Below are 19,880 nucleotides of genomic sequence, written 5' to 3'. Positions count from 1 at the left end.
ATCTCTCAATAAACGCCTACGGTCGTGCTTTCCGCCAAACGATGGAAAGGCCGCACACCGCTCACGCCATCCCAGGGATACTGTACGCAGGCAGGTTCGCGCTCGCCTTCATCGCGTTCCAGAAATCCCGGAACGAAGAATTCTTTCGTGAGCGTCGTTAATTTCACGCGGCCGGTTTCGCCGTATCCCACAATGCGATCGGTTTCGTCAAAATCAACGACCTCAATCACAGCGCGGGGTTGTGGGGCGTGGTACGTGATTTTGTAGCCGTTCTCTTTGGTCACCAATTCGCTGCAGGCCAGACCCATCAATGTGTTGCCGTAAGTGGGCGTCATGTAGATTCCGCTCACCTCGGGTGGACCACCGAAGAGTTCTTCAACACAAAATTTGGTCCATTGTGGGGTGAACTCCGTGCCGCCGGAAAAGATACCCGTGATTCCCATGTCGGCAAGTGTTTTGCCACGATCTTCAAGTTCTAGGCACAAAGCTTCGATCAGCTTTGGCGTCCCAAACATGCACTTCACGTCATGTCCTGCGGAAAGAATCGTGATCGCTTGCTCGATGCAATGCTTTTTATAAGCTTCGAGATGCTCCATCCAGCCTTTTTTGATGAGCTTGATCACCCAACGAGGATCGAGATCGATGCAGAAGCAAATCCCACCGCGATGCTGGGCCAAATGTTCAACCGCGAGCCGCAAGCGTCGCGGCCCCGACGGCCCCAACATGAGCCAGTTACTACCCTCAGGAAAATATTTGTCGGGCAGAGTTTCACTGAACAATGAATAGTCGGTGCGGAAATCGTCGATCGCAATGCGACTCTTGGGGATGCCCGTTGTTCCGCCCGTTTCAAAGACATACACCGGCTTATCGGCCAGACCTTTCGGAACCCAACGCCGTACCGGCCCGCCACGCAGCCATTCGTCTTCAAAGGAATCAAACTTCTTGAGATCCTCGAAGCATTTGATGTCTTTGAGGGGATCGAATTTCAACTGGGATTTCTTTTCCAACCAAAAAGGACAGCCCGTTGAGTCGTGAAAATGCCAAGCCACCATTTCCACGGTGTGGGCATCAAGTTTCTCACGAGCCGAGGCAAACGATTCAGCCGAAACTGCGATAGGCGTAGTCATGAGGCGAGAGAAGGCAGGTGGAGCAGGGGGAAGCCCTCCGCAAAGCAAGCTCATGGCCACAACCGTTCAGGTCCATGCATGTTCCTGCTCATTGGAAAAGGCGCGTTGCCAAACGCACCTATAACCATATCCGACCTACCGGCGCATGGCAACGGGCAGGCCAACTCGACGAGTCCTGCGACTTCGCGTAAGCACGGGGTTTTCCCGCAATAACAATTGTGTGGTCAACTACGCCAGGTCATCGGCTTGATTGGCCGGAGCAGGGGAACTGCTCAATTGCGCAAGCACTTGAATCACGCCGTTAAGATGAGCGAGCCGAGGGCCAAACCGATCAACGAACTCATTGAGCATAAACTCGCCGTCGGCAAGTTCATCAGCGGTATCGTTGATCTCGTCGGTCATGCGTTCCAAGTATTCCACTTGAACGCGGCTAAGAGCTTCGGCAGCATTGCGGCAGGCTTCCGCAAGTCGGGGATTGGCATTCCGCCATTGGTGCAATTCCTGAGCACGCTGCTTTTGCTGCGTTCCCATCACGCAGACCAACTCTTCCAGAATTTCGTTGGTGCGATCCTGAGCCGCTAAAACTTCCCGCAATAGCTCAGCATGTTCAACGGCACCGGTCGACGAAGTACGACTCGAACTCCCAGCGCTTACGTCCACCTGGGTGAACATCGCGGGAATAGAATGACTTTGAGACATCGAAAAATCGTTTCCTTTCTCTGGATGCGCGAATGGCATCCCTCGCAGATTAGTTGCCCGCCACGGCGAGCGTTGCCCTTGCGAATATCCTCTGAATGAAAGTTTCCTGTGGTGTTCAGCCGTTGCTAATAGTAAGAAACTATTGCTGCAACGGAGAATGCGCCCATGAAAGCACCACTCGCCCAGGAGGACTTGAGGCGACCCCACTTGATCGCCAGCCGCTGCCCGGGCTATAGGACCTATTCTAATGGAACTTGAGAGAATTTCTAGCGATTGGCAACTAATTCCCTCATGAAGCGTGGGCTAAAGTTGGGCCCCCGTTGGTCCCGATGAGGGAAACGCGAATCAGCCTTAACGGCTAGTTGGCATGCAGCTTGATTGCCTCCTTGCGATTTTCCTCCTAGCTGGTCACCAAAGTGTCTAAATCGTTGCCCGCCATTGGCTTTCTCACAGCCCTGGAAGACTCCCAACACGGCTTCTTCGGGGGGTACCTCGTACTCTCTGAATTAGGCCGTCCCTTGGAATTTCATTGCAGTACACCCGTTATGCCTAACCAGGCTCAGCGAATTTTGTACGGCAAAACCTTAGGGGCCTATGTGCTGGGCGATCTGATTGGGCAAACTTTGCTGACCAAAAGCCAGCTACCAGTGCAAGCGGTCCTCACCGATCAACGCGAGATGCTTGGTCTCACATTGGTCCGCGATGAAATCATAATGTGTGTCGAATCTGCCGATCGTGCCGATGAAGACCTAGAGAACACGGCGATTCCAAAATTTATGCTTGGCAACTATCGCTTGTTTGGATCAGCCACGTGTATTTGGCAACCAACCGAGCAGCAGGAAAAGTTGCACAACCTGGCATCGCACGTCGATCTTGCCGAGCCTTTCGAACGGATTCGAGAAGCCATACGCGAAGCCCAGCGCGTAACCGATAACAGCACGGATGAACGCCATGACCTTGCCGATGCCGCTTGAACCGCAAGGCGATGCGCATAAACGGCCGGTCATTCATACACTTTCCGGCGAAGCCCTGCGCTTGTCATCAGTCTCTACAAACGAGCTGGTGAAAAATCCATTCGTAATACAAGCTCCTGAATGCGTCGCCTTAGATTGCGCGCTTGAAGAGCTGGCCGCGATCTCGGTCCCGATTGCGTTCCCCAAACTCAAGATCGTGAGCGTACTCTTTCCCCCGGGGAGTGCGGCCTTAGCCAAGGACCAACCTAAATCGAAGAAGCTAGAGGTCATCGTCAAGCCTGAACAGCAAGACGTGCTTCCTCTTGTTCAATCGATCAGTCCTGCCTCGCAGCCCATCGGCCCGTTGTTTCAACCCACGACTTGCACCCGCGTTCGCCCACCTCGCGATGTCGTAAAGCTCGAAGACCGGCTGTACTATTTATTACAGCCGCCTCTAGAACAAATCTTTGCCAGCGAAACTCTTGATTTTCCGTTTCGTCCCTTCAAATACCAATTCGACGGCGTGGCGTTCCTCTACCCGCGTCACGAAGCGGTCCTCGCCGACGAAATGGGCCTCGGCAAGACGATGCAAACTATCGTGACTATGCGACTCTTGTTCCAGCAAGGTCACGTGCGACGCGCCGTTCTAGTGTGTCCCAAACCGCTTGTCACGAATTGGCAACGAGAATTTGCGTTGTGGGCACCGGAGCTTCCACTCACCGTGATCGAAGGCAAACAATCCCGCCGCGAGTGGCTGTGGCAGAATGTCAAAGAGGGTGTACTGCTTGCCAATTACGAAACACTTGTGCGCGACCGCGAACATTTGCCTCCCGCGGATGAACCCTTTGATCTCGCAGTGATCGACGAATCGCAGCGGATTAAGAACCGCGCCAGCACTACCAATGAAGTAGTCTGCTCGATTCCCCGCCGACGCAGCTGGGCACTCACCGGCACGCCGATCGAAAATAGTGCCGACGATTTGCTCGGTATTTTTGAATTCGTCTCGCCCGGCTGCCTACAGCCACAGATGAAAATTGCCAACATCCGCAAATCGGTGAGCGATTACGTTATCCGTCGCACGAAAGATCAGGTGCTTACCGACCTTCCCCCCAAGATGTTTCGCGATGCCGAAATCGAGTTGACCGCCGACCAGCAAATCGCCTACGAGATGGCAGAAAAAGAAGGAATCATTCATCTTACGGAATTGCGGGAATCGCTCACGATTCAACATGTGTTTGAGCTGGTGATCCGACTCAAGCAAATCTGCAACTTCGATCCGGCCACGGGTGCGAGTGCCAAATTCGATCGCCTTGCCGTTGATCTCGAAGAGTGCGTCGCCAGTGGTCGCAAAGCGATTATCTTTAGCCAATGGGTCAGCACCATCGACCAACTCCGCGAACGGCTCAAACATTTTGGCCCCGTGGAATATCATGGACGTGTTCCCTCAAATAAGCGTGACGCCGTTATCAACACGTTCCGCGACGACCCTACGAAGCACATCATGCTGATGAGTTACGGCGCGGGGAGCGTCGGGCTCAATCTTCAATTCGCGGGCTATGTGTTCCTGTTCGACCGCTGGTGGAATCCTGCGGTCGAAGATCAGGCCATCAATCGCGCGCATCGCATTGGTGCCACCGGACCCGTGACGGTCACCCGCTTTCTTGCGACTGGCACGATTGAAGAACGCATCAACCGTGTGCTCGAAGAAAAGCGTGAGCTCTTCAACGCCGTGTTCGACGGTGTGCCGACAGCGAAGCTCGGACTTTCGCGCAAGGAAATCTTTGGCCTGTTCAACTTGCGCTTCCCCGGCTCGGACAACCTAGAGGAAGCGGCGTAGCAGCGTATCGAGCGACTGTTCGATCTCTCCCTGCTGAACTTCCGTCATCTCTTCCTCGTTGATCTTCTCAAATCCTGACCATGCCAAACGCAACGGCCAGTTTCGCAGTCCTGCGGTTTCGTTCACACGCTGCAGGATTCGCAATCCCCAGAACGCGCCGAACGCATCGCGAAACTCTAGCCAACGAGCGTTCTGCTCTGGCAACTCGGTAACTTCAGCGTTCGCTGGTTTGCGAATGACTACCCATATCACAGCCAACAAAAAACATCCGACAGCAACTGGCAGTTGCCAGTTAGCATGTTGACCGAAGTCCAAATACTCGCCCAACAAAACCAACTGCCCGCCGGCGACCAACAGCGATGCAAACCAATGGCGCGTGGCCAAGTAATTCAACGGCCCCATGGCCACCAATCCCAGCAAAAACAGCTTCCAGGGTGTGAAAAACTCCACCCGTGGTCCCGCGGGATTCGCCAGTGCCTGAAGCGCCGGCCAGGAAACGATCACCCACAGCGACAGCACGATCCACTGCCAGCCACGATCCTGCGGTCGCTTAGCACCCAACACCGCAATCACCGGCGTGAGCGTGCTGGCCGCGGCGACAAACCGGGCCACCGACATCCGCAGCGATTCCTCGCCACGCATTTCCGCACAAGCCAGCAGACCTAAACAGGCGGCTGAAATCGCCACCCAAATGCACGGCGCGGCGAGCGTCGTTCCGCGCCATTTCCGCCAGCCGTAACCAGCGATTCCACATACCACCAACGCCAACACGCCGGCAACGACATTCGATTCAACCGTTAAAATTGACAACATTTTGGAGGACTTATCAGCTTAATCCGGTTGTGTCGGCATCGAAAAGTTTAGTGATGGTAAAACCTGACCTGTGGCGTTTGCTCAACACGCTGTTCTGACCCATGATTCGGCAGCGAGACATTGTTCGTCATTGTCAACGCCTCCCCAAACCTACACAACCCACCGGTTCATACAATGCGCTCCCCAGCATTTTTGAGTCTGTTGCTTCTTGGCTGCTTTGCGGCCCAAGCCGACGCCCGGTTGTTTTGGCAAACTTACGGCTCGGTTGTTCCCACGCCCGAGGGCGGTTGCACTTGGAACGCCAATAGCGATTACTTCGTCCCTCGCTATTGCAGCACCTGCCGCTACGGACTTTATAGCCCCTGCAAACGGGATTGCACGTCGTCACCTGCTTGCCGCCGCTGCCATGCCCACTATCCCGGTTATTGCAGCCCCTATGGCTGTTTTCATTATTGTTGGCGGAATCATGTGTACGCCCGCAAGTGCGGTTGCTGCCCCGTTGCTTACAACGGCCCGTACCGCGCTGGCTGCGGACCTTGCTTGTGCGAACAGGGTTGCCCACCCGGTTGCCTCGCCGTCATGTTCTGTGCTCGTCCCTATTGCTGCCGCCAAGGTGTCTGCGGCGGTTGCCAGGGGGGCATGTGCGGCAATGGAATGTGCCAAGGCGATGTGATGAACTACCACGTCGCGATGGCCCCGACCGACGGTTGCTACGATGGCCAATGCCACGACCGCAATTGCGAATACCTCCCCAACATCGAATCCAGTGAGTATCAAGTCCTCGGCGCGATTTCGCTTTCCGGCGATCCGCTGTTGAGTAGCTTGCAACTTGGTGCCGGCATGCCTTTGCTGCCCGGTCAGGTTCAGCCCCAGGCCGGACCCACCGTGCTCGAGAATCCTTTACAACACATCCTGCCCAAGGCCCAAATCGATCCGCAAACGCCGATCGACGGCAATCCCGCCGCTCCCGAATACATCCCCTCGGGCAACGACATGATTCCACAAGGGACCTTGCCGGCCAACAATCATTAACGTCCAAAGCCCGCTTTGGCGGGTAGTCTGAGCCGGTTTCCTCGCCGCGAACCTACTGGGGAGTATGGTTCGCGGTGGGAGCCGGTGATTTGTGGGCGGGCTCTCTGTGTTGGAGAGCCCGCCCGATTTTTTTGGCGTTCGCCGTCCTGTTCTCATACGGTTTCGGTGGCAACTCTTCGCCAATCCGAACTTCTTACCAACAAGCTACCACCGAGATAATTCGGCTATAGCTCACCGCCGGTCGTGGCCGATACTTCCTGTATAACGATAACGGGAGGGCGAGACACGGCGACGTGTTTTGCTTCAGGATAGAGGTCAGTGCAAGACGACGGATCGGCTTGCCCTGACCTTTTTTTGTTTGTGAGAGGTCAGAGGTCAGGGAAGGAATACTACTGACCTCCGGCCTCTGATCTCCGACCTCTGGCCTCTCGCCTCTTCCTTCAGCTTTGCCAGGTTGGCGAGCTTTGCTTGGTTTGCGGCCTCTAAAAACTCGCCAAGCTGATTTTTCGCGCGTGCGCTGGGGTCCCAACTTCGGTGACGAAACTCCTGGGTTTTGTCACAGGGCGATGTCGCAAGTGGTGAGAGTTCAAGTCCTTGCGACATTCGCACGTTCCAAAATGCGTCGAATTTAGATCCAAACGTGCGACGAGCACGTTCCAAAAGGACGGTCGGCGGTTTCTGTTTTCAAAGAGCATGCCTAACAAAGGGCGAACCCCATTATCGCGATTGCCAAGCGCCTCGCCACAACGATTTTTGGCCGGGGGGAAGATATTAAACCACAGAGGACACAGAGACCACGGAGGAAAATTTGAACCGCTGATAGACGCTGACATGAAATGGCGTGATGATCTTAATGCCGAAGGCATGGCAGCCAATAGCCAGGGCGTTGAGGCAAGATGAGTTCCACGAATCTTGCTGATACCCCTGGACCTAGAGAAAAATATTTCATCGGCCGAGCAGAAAGTGCAGAGTACTGAACGCACGTGGCCGAGGCCGAATCGCATCGCAGTATCGTCGCGGAGAACCGAAACGGGCGCGGGCTGTACGTTCTCGACCATCCGCCGTCGGTATTCAATGCGAACACCTCGAACGACGAATCATTTTAAAATCACATACCAGGGGTGTCGTCGCTAAGGCTCCTCAACCCCTGGCTATTGGCTTTCATCCCTTCGGGATTTTTGTTTCTTAAGATCAGTTAACATCGACATTTCGCCCGCAACTCGTTGCGCATGCGTTCTCGCAACTCGCAACTCGCAACGAACCAGCCACGAAAACACGAAGTGGCACAAAAAGAATTGTTGACAAGGAAAACACCCCCATGAGCCCAAACGCGCTAGCGTGGGGTTCTTCGACGCGGCGCAGACTATGAATTCCCAGAAGTAGTCGAGCATCACAAGAAGCTTCCAGCGAGTATTACTCAACTTCTTGTTAAGACTTATTCTGATTCCGAGCCATCTAAATGTTGATGTGTCTCGAACAAGAACTTAGCAAGAACGCATGCAGCTCCTGCAGCCAATCGGGCATGACGAGGCGACAGGCCCTTGTGACGGCCATCATGACCATGTCCAGTACCGTAGGAATTACGAAGTTCTGCAAGACTTTGCGTGATCGTCGCTAAATTACTCAGCAACTTTCGGATAGTATCAGCTGCCCTGGCAGATTCGGGAACATTAGCTGGAACTAGTTTCAACTCTGCCCGCGTCTGTTTTACTAGATCCATTAGTTCTGACTTAGGATCGAACTCAACTCCTCGATCAGAAAGTATCGTCTTGCAAACGGTCTCAACCAATTCTTTAGCTGTTCCAATTGCTAGTCTTGGATCAGTATCAACTTGATTCTCGATACGTTCAATCTGTTGCAACATATAAGGCGAGTCGATTGCTATCGCATTCGCCTTAAGCGATGCAGCTGCAGTGAGCGACCCTATGGGAACAATTTTGCCTTCTTTATATTCATAGCCGTCGATCTGAAGGCACGCTATTAAAGTACGGTGTGTTTTTTTGGCGTCTTCTCCGTAATAACCATTGTCAAAGTTCTGTTCTAAATCAAAGAGCGCATGTGCGTAAACATTCAGAAACTTACGAATGTCATCGTAGTTAGCAAAATTTATTGTCGCATAGTATTGCTGAACAAGACAACGTCGCTGACCGCTATCGGATGGCTGACAACTATAGTCACACTCTATACCTGCGTCTTCAAACGCTTGTTCAATAATGCGCAGAGTGGTCCCAACAAAATATTCCTGTAACTCTCGGCGGGTCTTCTTACTGATTAATTCAGCAATTGATGTCGATTTGGCTACCATGTTTACCTCGGATCCTTTTGGTCAGGACACCCAGCATGATAACAGGTTCAATGTAACTATCTCAACAGAGCGGTACGAAACCGGCCACCGGTAGTCAGAAGTGGGCATATGGTTCAAGGGTTCGATATACCCATAAATACGATCATCTCCCGCACGTGACTAAGACTGGATTCCCGCCTTCGCGGGAATGACGATGGCGGCTGGAAGCCACCACTATGAGAAAAATGCTTTGATTACTCCCCCCGCTTACGCGGGAGGCTCGCCTTGAATTCCGCGCATGAAAAAGCCCCGGGTGTATGCTCGGCAGGGCCTCGCAATCACCCGGGGCTAAATTTTTTCTTGATGGATCGAGTTGTTATCGATTCAGCAAACTCGCTTACGGCTTGTTCAATTGGTCGAGCAAGGCTTGGGCTTGTTTGCGGAAGATGAACAACCCACCCTTTTGGGCGAGCACTTGTTCGAGCGCGGCCTTGGCTTTGTCGGTCTGGCCGAGGTCGGTCATGATTTTCGCAATCAAGTAAGCCGAGTCGATTTGCAATTGGCCGCGGCCGGCGACTTGGATCGCTTCTTGCATTTCGTTGTCACGGCCGAGCTTGTGCAACACATAGGCACGAGTGATGTTGGCTTGCGAGTTCTGTGGGTACTGCTTGGCGTTGAGGTCCGCGTATCGCAGGGCTCGATCGTGATCGGCCTTGTCGGGGCTTTCGATCAACAGCAGGGCCAACAGATCGTTCGCCCGTGCGTTTCCTGGTTCGAGGCTGAGCACCTTCATGAAGGCTTCCTCGGCACGGTCGCTTTGGCCCTTCATCAAGGCCACGACGCCATCGAGCAGCACCGCATTCGGATTGTCGGGGGTCAGCTTACGCAATTCGGCGGCAACCTCTTGAGCTTTGTCGAGCTCGTTTTGTTGCAACAACCATTCGGCATAGCTGCGGACCGTGTTGGGGTCCTTGCCATCTTCTTTGTACGCCCGTTCGAACGACTTGCGGGCGTTGTCGAGATCGTTGTTCTGCGTGAACAATTGGCCGAGCGACGCATAGGGATGCGGCATCTCGGGGTTAATCGTGCGAGCTTTGCTGAATTCGTCGAAGGCTTCCTTGGCCTTATCGAGACGGAACAAAGTCACACCCAAACGAGCGTGCGACATGGCGTTGTCGGGATCGGTGGCGACCCATTGTTTGAGCAACTCGATGGCGTTCTCCCACTTGCCGCGACGTTCTTGCACGGCGGCTTTACCGGCGAGGACGCGAATTTCCATGTCACGCTTGCGCTTGTCGTTGTCTTTGAAAGCTTCGACAAGCGGTTGTGCTTTCTCGAACAAGGCTTCGGCTTCGGCGGTGCGATTGCCGGCGAAAGCTTGATCGGCGAGCAACAGATAGGCTTCGGGATCGTTGGGCTCTTCGGCAACTTGCAGTTCAAGCAAGTTGAACGCGCCTTGAGTGTTCTGGGCCATGACTTGCAACTTGGCGAGCATGACGTAAACGGGTGGCAGCTTGGGATACTTTTTCTTGGCTTCCTTGAGAATCTCGAGCGCGCCTTCGCCGTCGTTGTTGCCAAAGCGCTGAATGGCTTTGTCGATTTCGGCGTAGTCGAGATTAGAAAGCGAAACGGCATTGCCGATGAGCGCTTCCTTCATTTTTTGGATGTTGCCTTGCACGTCGACCGGCGCTTGCGTGGCGGTCGTCGGTGCGGCGGGATCAGCCGCGCCCGCGATGGGATCGGCAGGTGGCGCCGCAGGGGCTTGGGCATGGACGCTCGTCAGCGGAGCGAACAGCACTCCACCGAGCGCGAGTCCGCTGACAAAAGAAAAGGTGCGATTACGGAACTTCATGGATTTATTGGCCTCAAAGTGTCTGCCCACGCGGCCTAGGCTTCGCGAACGATCGCGCAAAGCCAGGGCAGGGCATTGGATCAGAGATTGCGGTAGCGCGGGAGTTCCCCGCAAACCACTGGTTTTATTTTAGACATTTCACGTTGGCTAGCCAGCCACCAAGGAATTCCTTGCGAGAAGCGCGATTAAATGATGGGCCGACCGTAGGGATTACGCGGATTAGCGGGCGAAGGTTCACGAAACACCGGCAAGCAGGCCAAGAGCCGTGAAATACGCGAGTCGGGCGAAGCTGTGGGGCCATCTCTGGTCGACACTCCCGGCGCGGGGGCCTATAGTGAAGGTTTCTTAATCGCTCCGGACACCCGTTTCTTTCTCCCAGAATCTCTAGAATCTCAACTGATGCTCATCGGTCCGGTCTTCACGCGCGAAATTACCACCTCGCCCCGCGGCTGGCGGCAATATGTGATGCGGGCGATTTACGTCGGCGCGCTCTTCGGATTGGTGATCACGGCATGGCTGATTTTGCTGGGCTCGCAGAACGTGCGCAGCCTGGGCGACTTGGCCCGGTTTGGGTCGGCCGTATTTGCGTTGTTGGCCCCGCTGCAACTGGCCATGGCGATCGCGTTTGCCGCGCTCTTAACCACGGCAGCGGTCGCGCAAGAGAAAGATCGCAAAACGCTCGACTTGCTGCTGCTGACGCGGATGACCAACAGCGAACTCGTGCTGGGCAAGTGGCTGGCGAGCAGCTTGAGCGTGTTTGTGTTGATCGCGGCAGCGGTGCCACTGTTGATGTTGCTCGCGCTGTTGGGAGGGGTGTCGTACGGACAAATTTTTCGCGTGGTGGGGGTGACGTTTGCGTCGGCCATCTTGGCGGGGAGCTTGGGTTCGACGATCGCCCTGTGGCGAGAAAGAACGTTTCAATCGCTGGCACTTACGGCGCTGCTGCTCGTGCTGTGGTTGATCGCGGGGGAAACAATCGCCAGCGGACAAGTGGGAAGCAGATGGCTTGGCATATCAGCCGAACAGTGGGCCACGGTGTTGTCGCCATTGCGGGCGATTCTCGTGGCGATTCAACCGATTCAAGAAGTAACGCCGAGGCTCGCCTGGTGCGGCGGGGCCGTCAATTTGTTCATGCTGTTGGCGCTCGCCGCGGCGGTGGCGCTGAATCTGTGGGCGATTGCCCATGTGCGGGTATGGAATCCTTCGCAGGAAGCCCAGCCACGGATGACCGACGAGCAAGCCGAGAAGCTTGCCGCTGAGGCAACCCCGCTGTCACCGAAGAGTTCCAAACAAGTTTGGGACAATCCGATCCTGTGGCGAGAGATCTGCACCTGGGCCTACGGCAAGAAGATTGTCGTGGTGCGGACTGCGTATTTGGTGATCTTCGCGATCTCGGCCGCGGCCTTGATCGGGCAATTGGGAAGCGATGCCGGCCGGCAAAACGCGATGCTGCCCGAGCTTGCCAAACCGCTCGTGCCGTTGATGGTGATCGGATTGATCTTGGTAAACGCGCTGGCGGTGACGTCGCTGACGAACGAACGCGATTTGCGGGCGCTCGATTTGTTGCTCGTCACTGATTTGAGCCCGAAAGAGATTATCTACGGCAAGCTGGGGGGCGTGTTCTACAACTCCAAGGAAATGATCCTGCTCCCCATCGCGCTGAGTGTGTTGTTGTGGTGGACTGATTACCTGACGACCGAAAACCTGGTGTTCCTGGTGATCTCGTTTTTGGTGATGAATATCTTCGCGGCGGTGTTGGGGATTCACTGCGGCATGACTTATGGTGTGTCGCAAACCGCGGTGGGGGTGAGCTTAAGCACGGTGCTATTCTTGTTGCTGGGGATCGGGGTATGCATGCGGATGATGATGGCGTTTCAGAATTCGTTCACGCATCAACTGCAGGCCTTCATCGCGTTCATGGTTTGCGGCGGGGCGGGGATGTTCTATGCCTTGGGGATTCGTAATCCGTCGCGGGCCTTGGCGTTGGCTTCGGGCGTGACGCCGTTTGCGACGTACATCGTCATCACCAATTTTTTCCAGCAGAGCTACGGCGGAGCGTTTCTCATGACGTTCGTCACGTATTTGTTTGCCACCGCGGCGATGCTTGTCCCGGCGGTTTATGAGTTCGACGTTGCGACCGGCCGCACTACGAGTCAAGATTAACGCCTCGCGAGATTTGCCGTGCTGCTGTTGCAAGATTTCGCTCCTGCGTTTTTGACAATGGTGGTGCTGGCTTTCGCGTCGGCTTTCTTTTCGTGCAGTGAAGCGGCGCTGTTTTCTTTGCAGCCCGAAGACCGCCGCCTATTGAAAACTGGCTCGCGGCCGCAGCGGATGGCCGTGGGATTGTTGGATCAGCCCGAGCAATTGTTGATGGCGATTCTGTTTTGGAATCTCATCATCAACATCACCTATTTCACGATCGCTTCGGTTGTGAGTATCAAGTTGCAGCAAACTGACCGTCAAACCGAAGCGGGTATTGTGGCCCTTGTTGCCATGTTCAGCATTATCTTGTTCAGCGAAATGACGCCGAAGACCGTGGGCGTGTTGGCACCACGATTCATGGCCAGCGTGGTGAGCGTTCCACTCACGGGTGCGATTCGCTTGTTCGGACCGATCGCGCCGATCTTTTCGGCAGTGAATCGCGCGTTGCGACGGGTGTTCTTTCCCAATTTTCAGAAAGAACCTTATCTGGAGCTTTCGGATCTCGAGCAGGCGATCACGATATCCACTCCCAATGAAGAGTTGGCTGCACAAGAACGGATGGTGCTGCAAAACATCGTGCAGCTTTCCGATTTGACGGCCGAAGAATTGATGCGGCCACGGACCCAGTACCGCACGTTTGCGCCACCCGTGGATTTGGAAGATCTCGAAGGGGAATATCCGCGCAGTGGATACTTGCTTGTCACCGAAGCTGATAGCGATGAGATCGTCGGGGCAATTCCGCTCAAATTGCTGTCCACAATTCCTCGGCATCACTTGGAGCATTTCGCCACGCCGGTGGTGTATGTGCCGTGGAGTGCGTCGGTGGCGACAGTGTTCGATCACTTGAATGCCGAGGATTGCGAAGTTGCGGCGATCATTAACGAGTTTGGCGAAACGATCGGCATCGTGACGCTTGAAGATCTGCTGCAAACGGTGTTCGAGGACGAATCGAGCCGCAGCGCACGATTGCTCGCGACGGCGTCGATTCGGCAAGCCGGCAAGAATCGTTGGCACGTCACGGGCATGACGAGCTTACGGCGATTGAGCCGCACGTTTGATTTGGAACTTCCCAAAAGTAAAAGCACGACCGTCGCGGGGATCGCGCAAGAAGTGTTACAGCGCATGCCAGAAGTGGGTGATGTGATCGACTGGCCGCCGTTTCGCTTTCGCGTGCTGGAATCGACCGAAACGCAACCCTTGATGCTCGAGCTGGAACGCATCGCCGACGCAGAGGACGCCGAATCATGATCCTCGCGGTAATGTTATTAGTGATCGGGGTGCTGCTCAGCGCGTTTTTCAGCGGCACGGAGACGGGCTTCTTCCGCATGACCCGCGTACGATTAGCTGTTGAAGCACTCAACGGCAATTGGATTTCCAAAACACTATTGTGGTTGGGGAGCCAACCGTCGATTTTCGTGGCGACCGCGCTCGTGGGAACCAACTTGTCGCACTACGTCGTGTCGACGAGCGTGGTGCTCGCTTCGCACGTGATCGCGCCGAAAGGGGGCGCGATGGTGGAAATTTTGGAAACGATCGTTGTCACACCGATTGTGTTCCTGTTCAGCGATTTGTTGCCCAAAGGTTTGTTTTACGATGCGCCGAACCGCTTACTGAAACGCTCTGCGATTCCTTTTTTCATCTGCATCATTCTGTTCATGCCGGTCACGATTGTGCTGTGGTTATTGAGTCGTTTGGCACAAATTATTACACGCAGCCCTTCGCAAGAATTCAGCATGCGGCTAGCTCGCCGGGAGCTTGGCGATTTGCTCACCGAAGGACACGAAGCGGGCATCTTGAAACCCTCGCAACAATCGCTCGCCCAGGCGATGCTCGTTGTGGCAGGTATGCCGGTGAAAACCTTTGCTTCGCCATCGGGACGAGTCGTGCGGGCCACGACGACCATGAGTAAAAGCGACGTCCTCAGACTCGCCCAGCGGCATCAACGCGCTTTACTCCCCGTGGAAGAGACTCGCAACAATAAACGGCAGTTAGTCGGTTACTTGCGAATGATGGACTTGTATCTCGACAATTCGCCGGGACTGCCCGAACCACGTCCGCTGGTGCGCCTGCTGGACAACATTTCCTGTCTGGCCGCGATGCGGTTGTTGGGACAGGCCGACGATGCGTTGGGGCAAGTCATCGACGCGGAAGGCAAAACCGTGGGCTTTGTGACGGGACGTGAATTGCGGATGGCGTTGTTGCGAGTGAGCTAGATGCAGGCCGTTTAAGTAACCAAAGTTAGACTTGAGCCATCTGCTTTTCGGAACAGGGAAAAGTCTTTTGCATGAATGGTAAATACTTCGAGGATGTCATCACGTTCAGCAAGATACATCAAACTAGCGTCAGCCAGCGAAAGAGTTTGATCAGCATACTTTTCCATAATTTTGGCAATGGCAGGTATATCTACCGCAGCTAACGGCAAAATTCCTAGAACGCCTCGCCTAATGGATTCAAGCAAAATCTGAACTTCTTGAGGATGGCTGCGCAACAAGAAAGCCGCTTCAGTGATCACTGGCCAACTGGTAAATAATTGCTCTGGCAAGCTTTGAGCAAGTTGTTCGACTCGTGCACGATGCTGATCGCGAGTGTTTCGCATCGCGACGAGAGGGCCGGTATCAATCAATACCCGGCGCGTCATTTGCCAAAATCCGCCATATGCTCGGCGTTGGTGGATAAGTCACAGGCGTAATCTGAACCACCGCCGATAAGTCCGACTGCGCTGGCGGCTTCGTAAAAACTGCGAGTTCCGGTTGGCTGTGGAGGCAAAACTAAGGCGAGAACATATTCCTGAACACTCGCAAAGCCAGACTGTTCGGCCTGCTGTTTTAGCCAAAGTTCCGCGTTATGAGGAATCGTGATTTGCATAGTATCAGTTTACTGCTGAGACAGTGGCAAAATCAACATTTGTCCCTTAATACTCAACAAAAAAAGGAACGCCGCGGACGGCGTTCCTTATTGAATTCTGCCTAGCTTCGTCGTGACAAAGTGGCTTACTTGCTGTAACCAAGCGCCTTGATGATGCCCAGCATTTCCTCGAAGTTGATAAATCGGCGGCGGTGTAAAAGCTTGTATTGATCGATCGCGCACGCCAATTCGGCGGCTTCCGATGAGAGTTCATCATGGCTGTTGGCGAACTGACGGCGTTCCTTGCTGGGAGCATTGCCTTCGCCCCGTGGTTCGCGGCGGTCGACAAAATCTGAGACGTTAAATTCAGAAGGGGGCAAGGGTGCGGTAAGGCTGGACATGGTCAAGCTCCTGGCAGGTGGGACGAAGCTAAGGCGGGCTGCAAACAAAATAATCATACCTTATTTCGTAGCCTCAGGAGTGAAATCAAGTGCTTTGCCGTAGTGGGGCGCGATAGTAGCGGTCGCGCCAATTGCACGGGCTAACGGAGAATCGTGCCGCCCTGGCTAAAGTCTTCGTGCTGCTGCAATTGAGCGAGCATCACGCGACTCGGCTCGTGCGATTCGTCAAGCGCAAGCGCCATGCGTAGTGAATTCTCGGCGGCATCGCGCTGACCTGCGCTCTGTTCGGCTTGAGCGAGTTGGAAGAGAAGCTCAGGCCGGGGCTGACCACGGACGCTGGCGGCGTGCAAACTTTCGACCGCTTCGACGTGCCGTCCCAACGAACTGAACGCCAAACCTTCGAGCCACAACACTTGCTGCGGTTCTTCGCCGGGTGGATACGTGTCGAGTAAACAATGGAGCGTCGCCAAACTGCGTTGTGGTTTGCCAAGTTCAAACTGGATCTGGGCGACTTCAAGGAGGGCACCTGGGTCGTTGGGAGCAAAACGCAAGGCATGTTGCATGTCTGCCAGCGCCCGATCGAGTTCGCCCCGTTGCCGGTACAATCGCCCGCGCAAGGCCCAGGCTCCGGCTAAGTTGGAATCGAGTAAGATCGCCTGTTCAGCGCGTTTCATGGCACGATCACTGGCCCCGACGGCCAAGAGCATTTCGCCGGCGCGAATCACGGTGGGTGCATCGCGCGGATCAAGCTGCACCGCGGCTTCCATTTGCACGGCGGCATCGCGATAGGAACCTTGTTGCCACAAAGCCTCGGCCAGGCTGCGTCGCGCGTCGACGTCGGTGGGGCTCGTGGTTACAGCTTCGGCCAGCAACGACTGCGCGCGATCGTACTCGCCCGTTTCCATCGCGGTGATCCCTTCTCGCGAAAGTTCGCGGCAAGCGACCAACGAATCGGGCACGACCTTTTTCTTGCCCGGGAGCGCGCAGCCGTATTGCGACAGCGCGAGCAAACTCGCTGCGACAAGCCACACGATGCGGAAAGAACCAACCATGGTCGACCGTGCTGAAGGCGATGGAAAATAGCGGCGGATGATAGCAAACCGGTTTGACGTACCACAACGGCACTCGCTGCCAACGGCTGGGCATGGGCGAGTCGAATTCGATTTGATATGCTGGCGTGCTAGCAAAACATAACCCCACGAGCCCTCCCTGATAGGAAAGGGATGACTTCGATGCCAGCAACTTTCGATCAATTTGGCCTCCGCTTTGAGTATCCCGATAATTGGTCGGTCGATCAGAGTGAGGATATTGACTCCAACCAGCAAGTGGTGGTTTCCAGCCCCCATACGGCCTTCTGGCAACTGAGTAAGTACCCGCCGGGAACAGATCTTGAACCATTGTTCGACGAAGTGCTGGCAGCCTTGCGGAGCGAATATGAAGAGATCGAGGTGGAACCCGAAAACGACTTGGTCGAAGGTTTTACGGTCAAGGGGTTTACGGTCAATTTTTTCTATCTGGACCTCACGAACACCTGTTGGCTACGCGGAATCGAAACACCCGCAGCGAATTACCTGTTGATCTGTCAGGCAGAAGACCGCGAGTTCGCGCAAGTGGAGCTCGTGTTTCGCGCGATGTTAGCCAGCGTGCTGCGTAATCTGACTGTCAGTGAGGAATAATTTGCAATTCTTACATGCGCAATCGCCACTGCTGGCACGGAGTTCGTCGTCAAATCGCGGTGAATTGAGCTCGTGCGAGCCATTGGCACGTTTGATGCGTTACGAAGAACACGTCCGCAAGACATGGCAGATCAACAAACAACCCACCCGCACTGAGAGGTTTGTTGAAAGAGCTTGTCTTCGCACAACCTCGTCTTAGTGCGTCGATCGTATGACGCTGCAAAGCTCGCCACGAGCCGATTTCGAGTGGGACCATATTGAGGAACCGGTTGGCATCCCTCGCAGGGCCAACCGGTTCCTTCTGTTTTGTGCTGGCAACCGCGGCACTTCGCAAATCCCCCAATCAGCCATCTCGGCCGAATCGTCAATGTTTGCTCAAGCAGTAATCTCCGTTGGTCGAAATTGAAGTTGAGCCGCACTGCGCGCTCGCCGCGATTTCACACCTGAGTGCAAGCCTTCATGTCGACTGGCCTCGATTACACGCCGAATGGACGCCGGGGACTTGTGTCCTATTTCACCGACCCGCTCACTGAGCTGGGGGCGGTCGTACTACGCTTTCTCGAAACGATCGGCGGGATCACGATCTTTGCCTGGCAAACGATCAGGTGGCTACTAACACGGCTGCCGAGTCGTGACACGCTCTACAACAACATGTACCAGATTGGCGTGCTGAGTTTGCCGGTGGTGGCTCTTACGGGAACTTTCATTGGCATCATCTTGGCGGTGCAATCTTACAATCAATTCCGCGCGTTCGGGTTGGAAACACAACTCGGAGGCGTGATTAATCGGACGATGCTTCGCGAACTTGGACCCGTCTTGGCCGCGACGATGCTCGCCGGCCGAGTCGGCAGCGCCATGGCCGCGGAATTGGGCACCATGCGGGTGACCGAGCAAATCGACGCGCTGTCGAGCATGGGGGCCAACCCGATTCAATATTTGGTCGTGCCACGTTTCTTGAGTTGCTTACTACTCATTCCTTCGCTGACGATCATGGCCGTCTTCTGCGGTGTGGTTGGTGGCGCGGCATTCTGCATTTTCTACTTGAACATCGACATGCAGCATTATTCGCGCAACGCGAAATCGTTTGTCGAGACTTGGGACTTGATCTATGGTGTTGTGAAAAGCGTCTTTTTCGGAGCAACGATCGGCATCTTGAGTTGCTATCGCGGATTCCACTGCAAACCGGGCGCTGAAGGCGTGGGTCAAGCCGCCACGACTGCATTTGTGCAATCGTTCGTAATGATCATCACGCTCGATTTGTTCCTGAGCATTTTCCTCGATCAAATTTATAGTTGGATCTGGCCTAACAGCCTGATGCTGCCAAAAACGTAATGGTTGCCGCACAAGCCCTCTTAGAAGTGAACGATCTGGAAGTCCGTTTCGGGCGGCAGGAAGTGCTGCGCGATATTACGCTCGATGTGAAAGTGGGCGAATCGCTGGCCATCATCGGAGAAAGCGGCTGCGGCAAGACCGTGCTCTTGAAAACCTTGATCGGCTTGATTCGACCAACCCGGGGTCACGTCATTTTTGATGGCCACCAGCTGAGTGAATTCACCGATCACCAACTGGCCCAAGAGCGAACGCGTTTTGGCTTTGTGTTTCAAAATGCCGCGCTTTTCGACAGCATGACGATTGCCGAAAATATTTTATTTCCCTTGCGGCAACATCGCCCGCAGGATGCGCGCAATCATTCCGAAGAAATGCACGCTCGTTTGGCGGAGGTCGGGCTGCCTAAGAGCGTGTTACGCAAACGTCCTGCCGAGCTTTCCGGCGGCATGCGCAAGCGAGTGGGGCTTGCGCGGGCGCTGGTGATGCACCCGGAGATTTTGCTTTACGACGAACCGACCACGGGACTCGATCCCATCATGAGCGACGTGATCAACGAGCTGATGATGCGCACACGAAGCCACAATCAGGTCACAAGCATCATGGTCACGCACGACATGAAGTCGGCCACGAAAGTTGCGGACCGGATTGTGATGCTCTATCCAACGTCACGGCTGAAGGACGACGAACACCAGATTATTTTCGACGGCACGCCAACAGAAATCGAACGCTCGAAAGATCCGCGGGTTTCGCAGTTTTACAACGGCGAAGCCGGCGATCGGCTTGAAGAAATGAGCGAAGGCCTCGCTTAGCGTGAGGCTGCGCACAAGGATA

Annotated in this window: 18 protein-coding genes; 9 read left to right on the top strand and 9 right to left on the bottom strand. The window is 54.8% G+C overall.

What is annotated here, in order from left to right:
- Window positions 1-5: 5 nt before the first annotated feature.
- Both AC6T8Q_RS06965 and AC6T8Q_RS06960 read right to left on the bottom strand, forming a co-directional pair.
- On the bottom strand, window positions 6-1,127 hold the full coding sequence (locus tag AC6T8Q_RS06965) for a phenylacetate--CoA ligase family protein (RefSeq protein ID WP_500678384.1): 1,122 nt from the start codon (window positions 1,125-1,127) through the stop codon (window positions 6-8).
- A 228-nt stretch (window positions 1,128-1,355) separates the two neighbouring features.
- Entirely contained in the window at window positions 1,356-1,826 is a 471-nt protein-coding gene (locus AC6T8Q_RS06960; protein WP_500678383.1) for a hypothetical protein, read from the bottom strand.
- Between the two features lie 416 nt (window positions 1,827-2,242).
- Here AC6T8Q_RS06960 and AC6T8Q_RS06955 point away from each other — a divergent pair, with 416 nt between their 5' ends.
- A complete protein-coding gene (locus tag AC6T8Q_RS06955) occupies window positions 2,243-2,800 on the top strand; it encodes a hypothetical protein (protein ID WP_500678382.1) in 558 nt (185 codons plus the stop codon).
- Window positions 2,778-4,616, top strand: a complete 1,839-nt coding sequence (locus tag AC6T8Q_RS06950) for a DEAD/DEAH box helicase (RefSeq protein WP_500678381.1) — start codon at window positions 2,778-2,780, stop codon at window positions 4,614-4,616. Before AC6T8Q_RS06955 ends, AC6T8Q_RS06950 begins: the two co-directional genes overlap by 23 nt.
- Here AC6T8Q_RS06950 and AC6T8Q_RS06945 read toward each other — a convergent pair.
- The gene (locus AC6T8Q_RS06945; protein WP_500678380.1) at window positions 4,599-5,429 is read right to left on the bottom strand and encodes a hypothetical protein; all 831 of its coding nucleotides are present in this window, start codon (window positions 5,427-5,429) and stop codon (window positions 4,599-4,601) included. The genes AC6T8Q_RS06950 and AC6T8Q_RS06945 overlap by 18 nt on opposite strands.
- A gap of 174 nt (window positions 5,430-5,603) precedes the next feature.
- Between AC6T8Q_RS06945 and AC6T8Q_RS06940 the strand changes: the two genes are divergently transcribed.
- Window positions 5,604-6,461, top strand: coding sequence for a hypothetical protein (locus tag AC6T8Q_RS06940; protein WP_500678379.1), 858 nt, complete (start codon window positions 5,604-5,606; stop codon window positions 6,459-6,461).
- Window positions 6,462-7,896: 1,435 nt separating this feature from the next.
- On the opposite strand, the gene AC6T8Q_RS06935 is transcribed toward AC6T8Q_RS06940, so the two are convergent.
- On the bottom strand, window positions 7,897-8,766 hold the full coding sequence (locus AC6T8Q_RS06935) for an abortive infection family protein (RefSeq protein ID WP_500678378.1): 870 nt from the start codon (window positions 8,764-8,766) through the stop codon (window positions 7,897-7,899).
- A gap of 376 nt (window positions 8,767-9,142) precedes the next feature.
- Window positions 9,143-10,597: a tetratricopeptide repeat protein gene (locus AC6T8Q_RS06930; RefSeq protein WP_500678377.1), complete on the bottom strand. Its 1,455-nt coding sequence runs from the start codon at window positions 10,595-10,597 to the stop codon at window positions 9,143-9,145.
- Between the two features lie 291 nt (window positions 10,598-10,888).
- Here AC6T8Q_RS06930 and AC6T8Q_RS06925 point away from each other — a divergent pair, with 291 nt between their 5' ends.
- The 3 genes from AC6T8Q_RS06925 to AC6T8Q_RS06915 are packed head-to-tail and all read left to right on the top strand — an operon-like array spanning window position 10,889 to window position 15,012.
- The gene (locus tag AC6T8Q_RS06925) at window positions 10,889-12,760 is read left to right on the top strand and encodes an ABC transporter permease subunit (RefSeq protein ID WP_500678376.1); all 1,872 of its coding nucleotides are present in this window, start codon (window positions 10,889-10,891) and stop codon (window positions 12,758-12,760) included.
- A gap of 18 nt (window positions 12,761-12,778) precedes the next feature.
- Entirely contained in the window at window positions 12,779-14,047 is a 1,269-nt protein-coding gene (locus AC6T8Q_RS06920) for a hemolysin family protein (RefSeq protein ID WP_500678375.1), read from the top strand.
- Entirely contained in the window at window positions 14,044-15,012 is a 969-nt protein-coding gene (locus AC6T8Q_RS06915; RefSeq protein ID WP_500678374.1) for a CNNM domain-containing protein, read from the top strand. Before AC6T8Q_RS06920 ends, AC6T8Q_RS06915 begins: the two co-directional genes overlap by 4 nt.
- An 11-nt stretch (window positions 15,013-15,023) precedes the next feature.
- On the opposite strand, the gene AC6T8Q_RS06910 is transcribed toward AC6T8Q_RS06915, so the two are convergent.
- From AC6T8Q_RS06910 to AC6T8Q_RS06895, 4 genes are all read right to left on the bottom strand, one after another.
- Complete coding sequence (locus AC6T8Q_RS06910; protein WP_500678373.1) at window positions 15,024-15,437, bottom strand: type II toxin-antitoxin system VapC family toxin; 414 nt, start codon at window positions 15,435-15,437, stop codon at window positions 15,024-15,026.
- Window positions 15,434-15,664 (bottom strand): hypothetical protein, encoded by a 231-nt coding sequence (locus AC6T8Q_RS06905; protein ID WP_500678372.1) that lies wholly within the window; start codon window positions 15,662-15,664, stop codon window positions 15,434-15,436. Before AC6T8Q_RS06905 ends, AC6T8Q_RS06910 begins: the two co-directional genes overlap by 4 nt.
- Window positions 15,665-15,789: 125 nt before the next feature.
- Window positions 15,790-16,044 (bottom strand): hypothetical protein, encoded by a 255-nt coding sequence (locus AC6T8Q_RS06900; RefSeq protein ID WP_500678371.1) that lies wholly within the window; start codon window positions 16,042-16,044, stop codon window positions 15,790-15,792.
- A gap of 140 nt (window positions 16,045-16,184) precedes the next feature.
- Complete coding sequence (locus AC6T8Q_RS06895) at window positions 16,185-17,096, bottom strand: tetratricopeptide repeat protein (RefSeq protein WP_500678370.1); 912 nt, start codon at window positions 17,094-17,096, stop codon at window positions 16,185-16,187.
- A 180-nt stretch (window positions 17,097-17,276) separates the two neighbouring features.
- Between AC6T8Q_RS06895 and AC6T8Q_RS06890 the strand changes: the two genes are divergently transcribed.
- The 3 genes from AC6T8Q_RS06890 to AC6T8Q_RS06880 all read left to right on the top strand — a co-directional run bounded on the left by AC6T8Q_RS06890 (window position 17,277) and on the right by AC6T8Q_RS06880 (window position 19,858).
- Entirely contained in the window at window positions 17,277-17,720 is a 444-nt protein-coding gene (locus AC6T8Q_RS06890) for a hypothetical protein (RefSeq protein WP_500678369.1), read from the top strand.
- A 459-nt stretch (window positions 17,721-18,179) separates the two neighbouring features.
- Window positions 18,180-19,052: an MlaE family ABC transporter permease gene (locus AC6T8Q_RS06885; RefSeq protein WP_496922345.1), complete on the top strand. Its 873-nt coding sequence runs from the start codon at window positions 18,180-18,182 to the stop codon at window positions 19,050-19,052.
- Window positions 19,052-19,858: an ABC transporter ATP-binding protein gene (locus AC6T8Q_RS06880; protein ID WP_500678368.1), complete on the top strand. Its 807-nt coding sequence runs from the start codon at window positions 19,052-19,054 to the stop codon at window positions 19,856-19,858. Before AC6T8Q_RS06885 ends, AC6T8Q_RS06880 begins: the two co-directional genes overlap by 1 nt.
- Window positions 19,859-19,880 lie beyond the last annotated feature (22 nt).

The sequence above is a fragment of the Bythopirellula sp. genome (assembly GCF_041737835.1).
In the GTDB taxonomy this organism is placed as follows: Bacteria; Planctomycetota; Planctomycetia; order Pirellulales; family Lacipirellulaceae; genus Bythopirellula.
This window is presented reverse-complemented; position numbering and strand designations above follow the sequence as displayed.

Bases quoted from the DNA above. Each gene is read 5' to 3' on its own strand.
- AC6T8Q_RS06915 (WP_500678374.1), top strand. From the start codon at position 14,044: ATGATCCTCGCGGTAATGTTATTAGTGATCGGGGTGCTGCTCAGCGCG.
- AC6T8Q_RS06930 (WP_500678377.1), bottom strand. From the start codon at position 10,597: ATGAAGTTCCGTAATCGCACCTTTTCTTTTGTCAGCGGACTCGCGCTC.
- AC6T8Q_RS06885 (WP_496922345.1), top strand. From the start codon at position 18,180: ATGTCGACTGGCCTCGATTACACGCCGAATGGACGCCGGGGACTTGTG.
- AC6T8Q_RS06905 (WP_500678372.1), bottom strand. From the start codon at position 15,664: ATGCAAATCACGATTCCTCATAACGCGGAACTTTGGCTAAAACAGCAG.
- AC6T8Q_RS06950 (WP_500678381.1), top strand. From the start codon at position 2,778: ATGACCTTGCCGATGCCGCTTGAACCGCAAGGCGATGCGCATAAACGG.
- AC6T8Q_RS06895 (WP_500678370.1), bottom strand. From the start codon at position 17,096: ATGGTTGGTTCTTTCCGCATCGTGTGGCTTGTCGCAGCGAGTTTGCTC.
- AC6T8Q_RS06940 (WP_500678379.1), top strand. From the start codon at position 5,604: ATGCGCTCCCCAGCATTTTTGAGTCTGTTGCTTCTTGGCTGCTTTGCG.
- AC6T8Q_RS06890 (WP_500678369.1), top strand. From the start codon at position 17,277: ATGCCAGCAACTTTCGATCAATTTGGCCTCCGCTTTGAGTATCCCGAT.
- AC6T8Q_RS06965 (WP_500678384.1), bottom strand. From the start codon at position 1,127: ATGACTACGCCTATCGCAGTTTCGGCTGAATCGTTTGCCTCGGCTCGT.
- AC6T8Q_RS06880 (WP_500678368.1), top strand. From the start codon at position 19,052: ATGGTTGCCGCACAAGCCCTCTTAGAAGTGAACGATCTGGAAGTCCGT.
- AC6T8Q_RS06960 (WP_500678383.1), bottom strand. From the start codon at position 1,826: ATGTCTCAAAGTCATTCTATTCCCGCGATGTTCACCCAGGTGGACGTA.
- AC6T8Q_RS06910 (WP_500678373.1), bottom strand. From the start codon at position 15,437: ATGACGCGCCGGGTATTGATTGATACCGGCCCTCTCGTCGCGATGCGA.
- AC6T8Q_RS06900 (WP_500678371.1), bottom strand. From the start codon at position 16,044: ATGTCCAGCCTTACCGCACCCTTGCCCCCTTCTGAATTTAACGTCTCA.
- AC6T8Q_RS06945 (WP_500678380.1), bottom strand. From the start codon at position 5,429: ATGTTGTCAATTTTAACGGTTGAATCGAATGTCGTTGCCGGCGTGTTG.
- AC6T8Q_RS06935 (WP_500678378.1), bottom strand. From the start codon at position 8,766: ATGGTAGCCAAATCGACATCAATTGCTGAATTAATCAGTAAGAAGACC.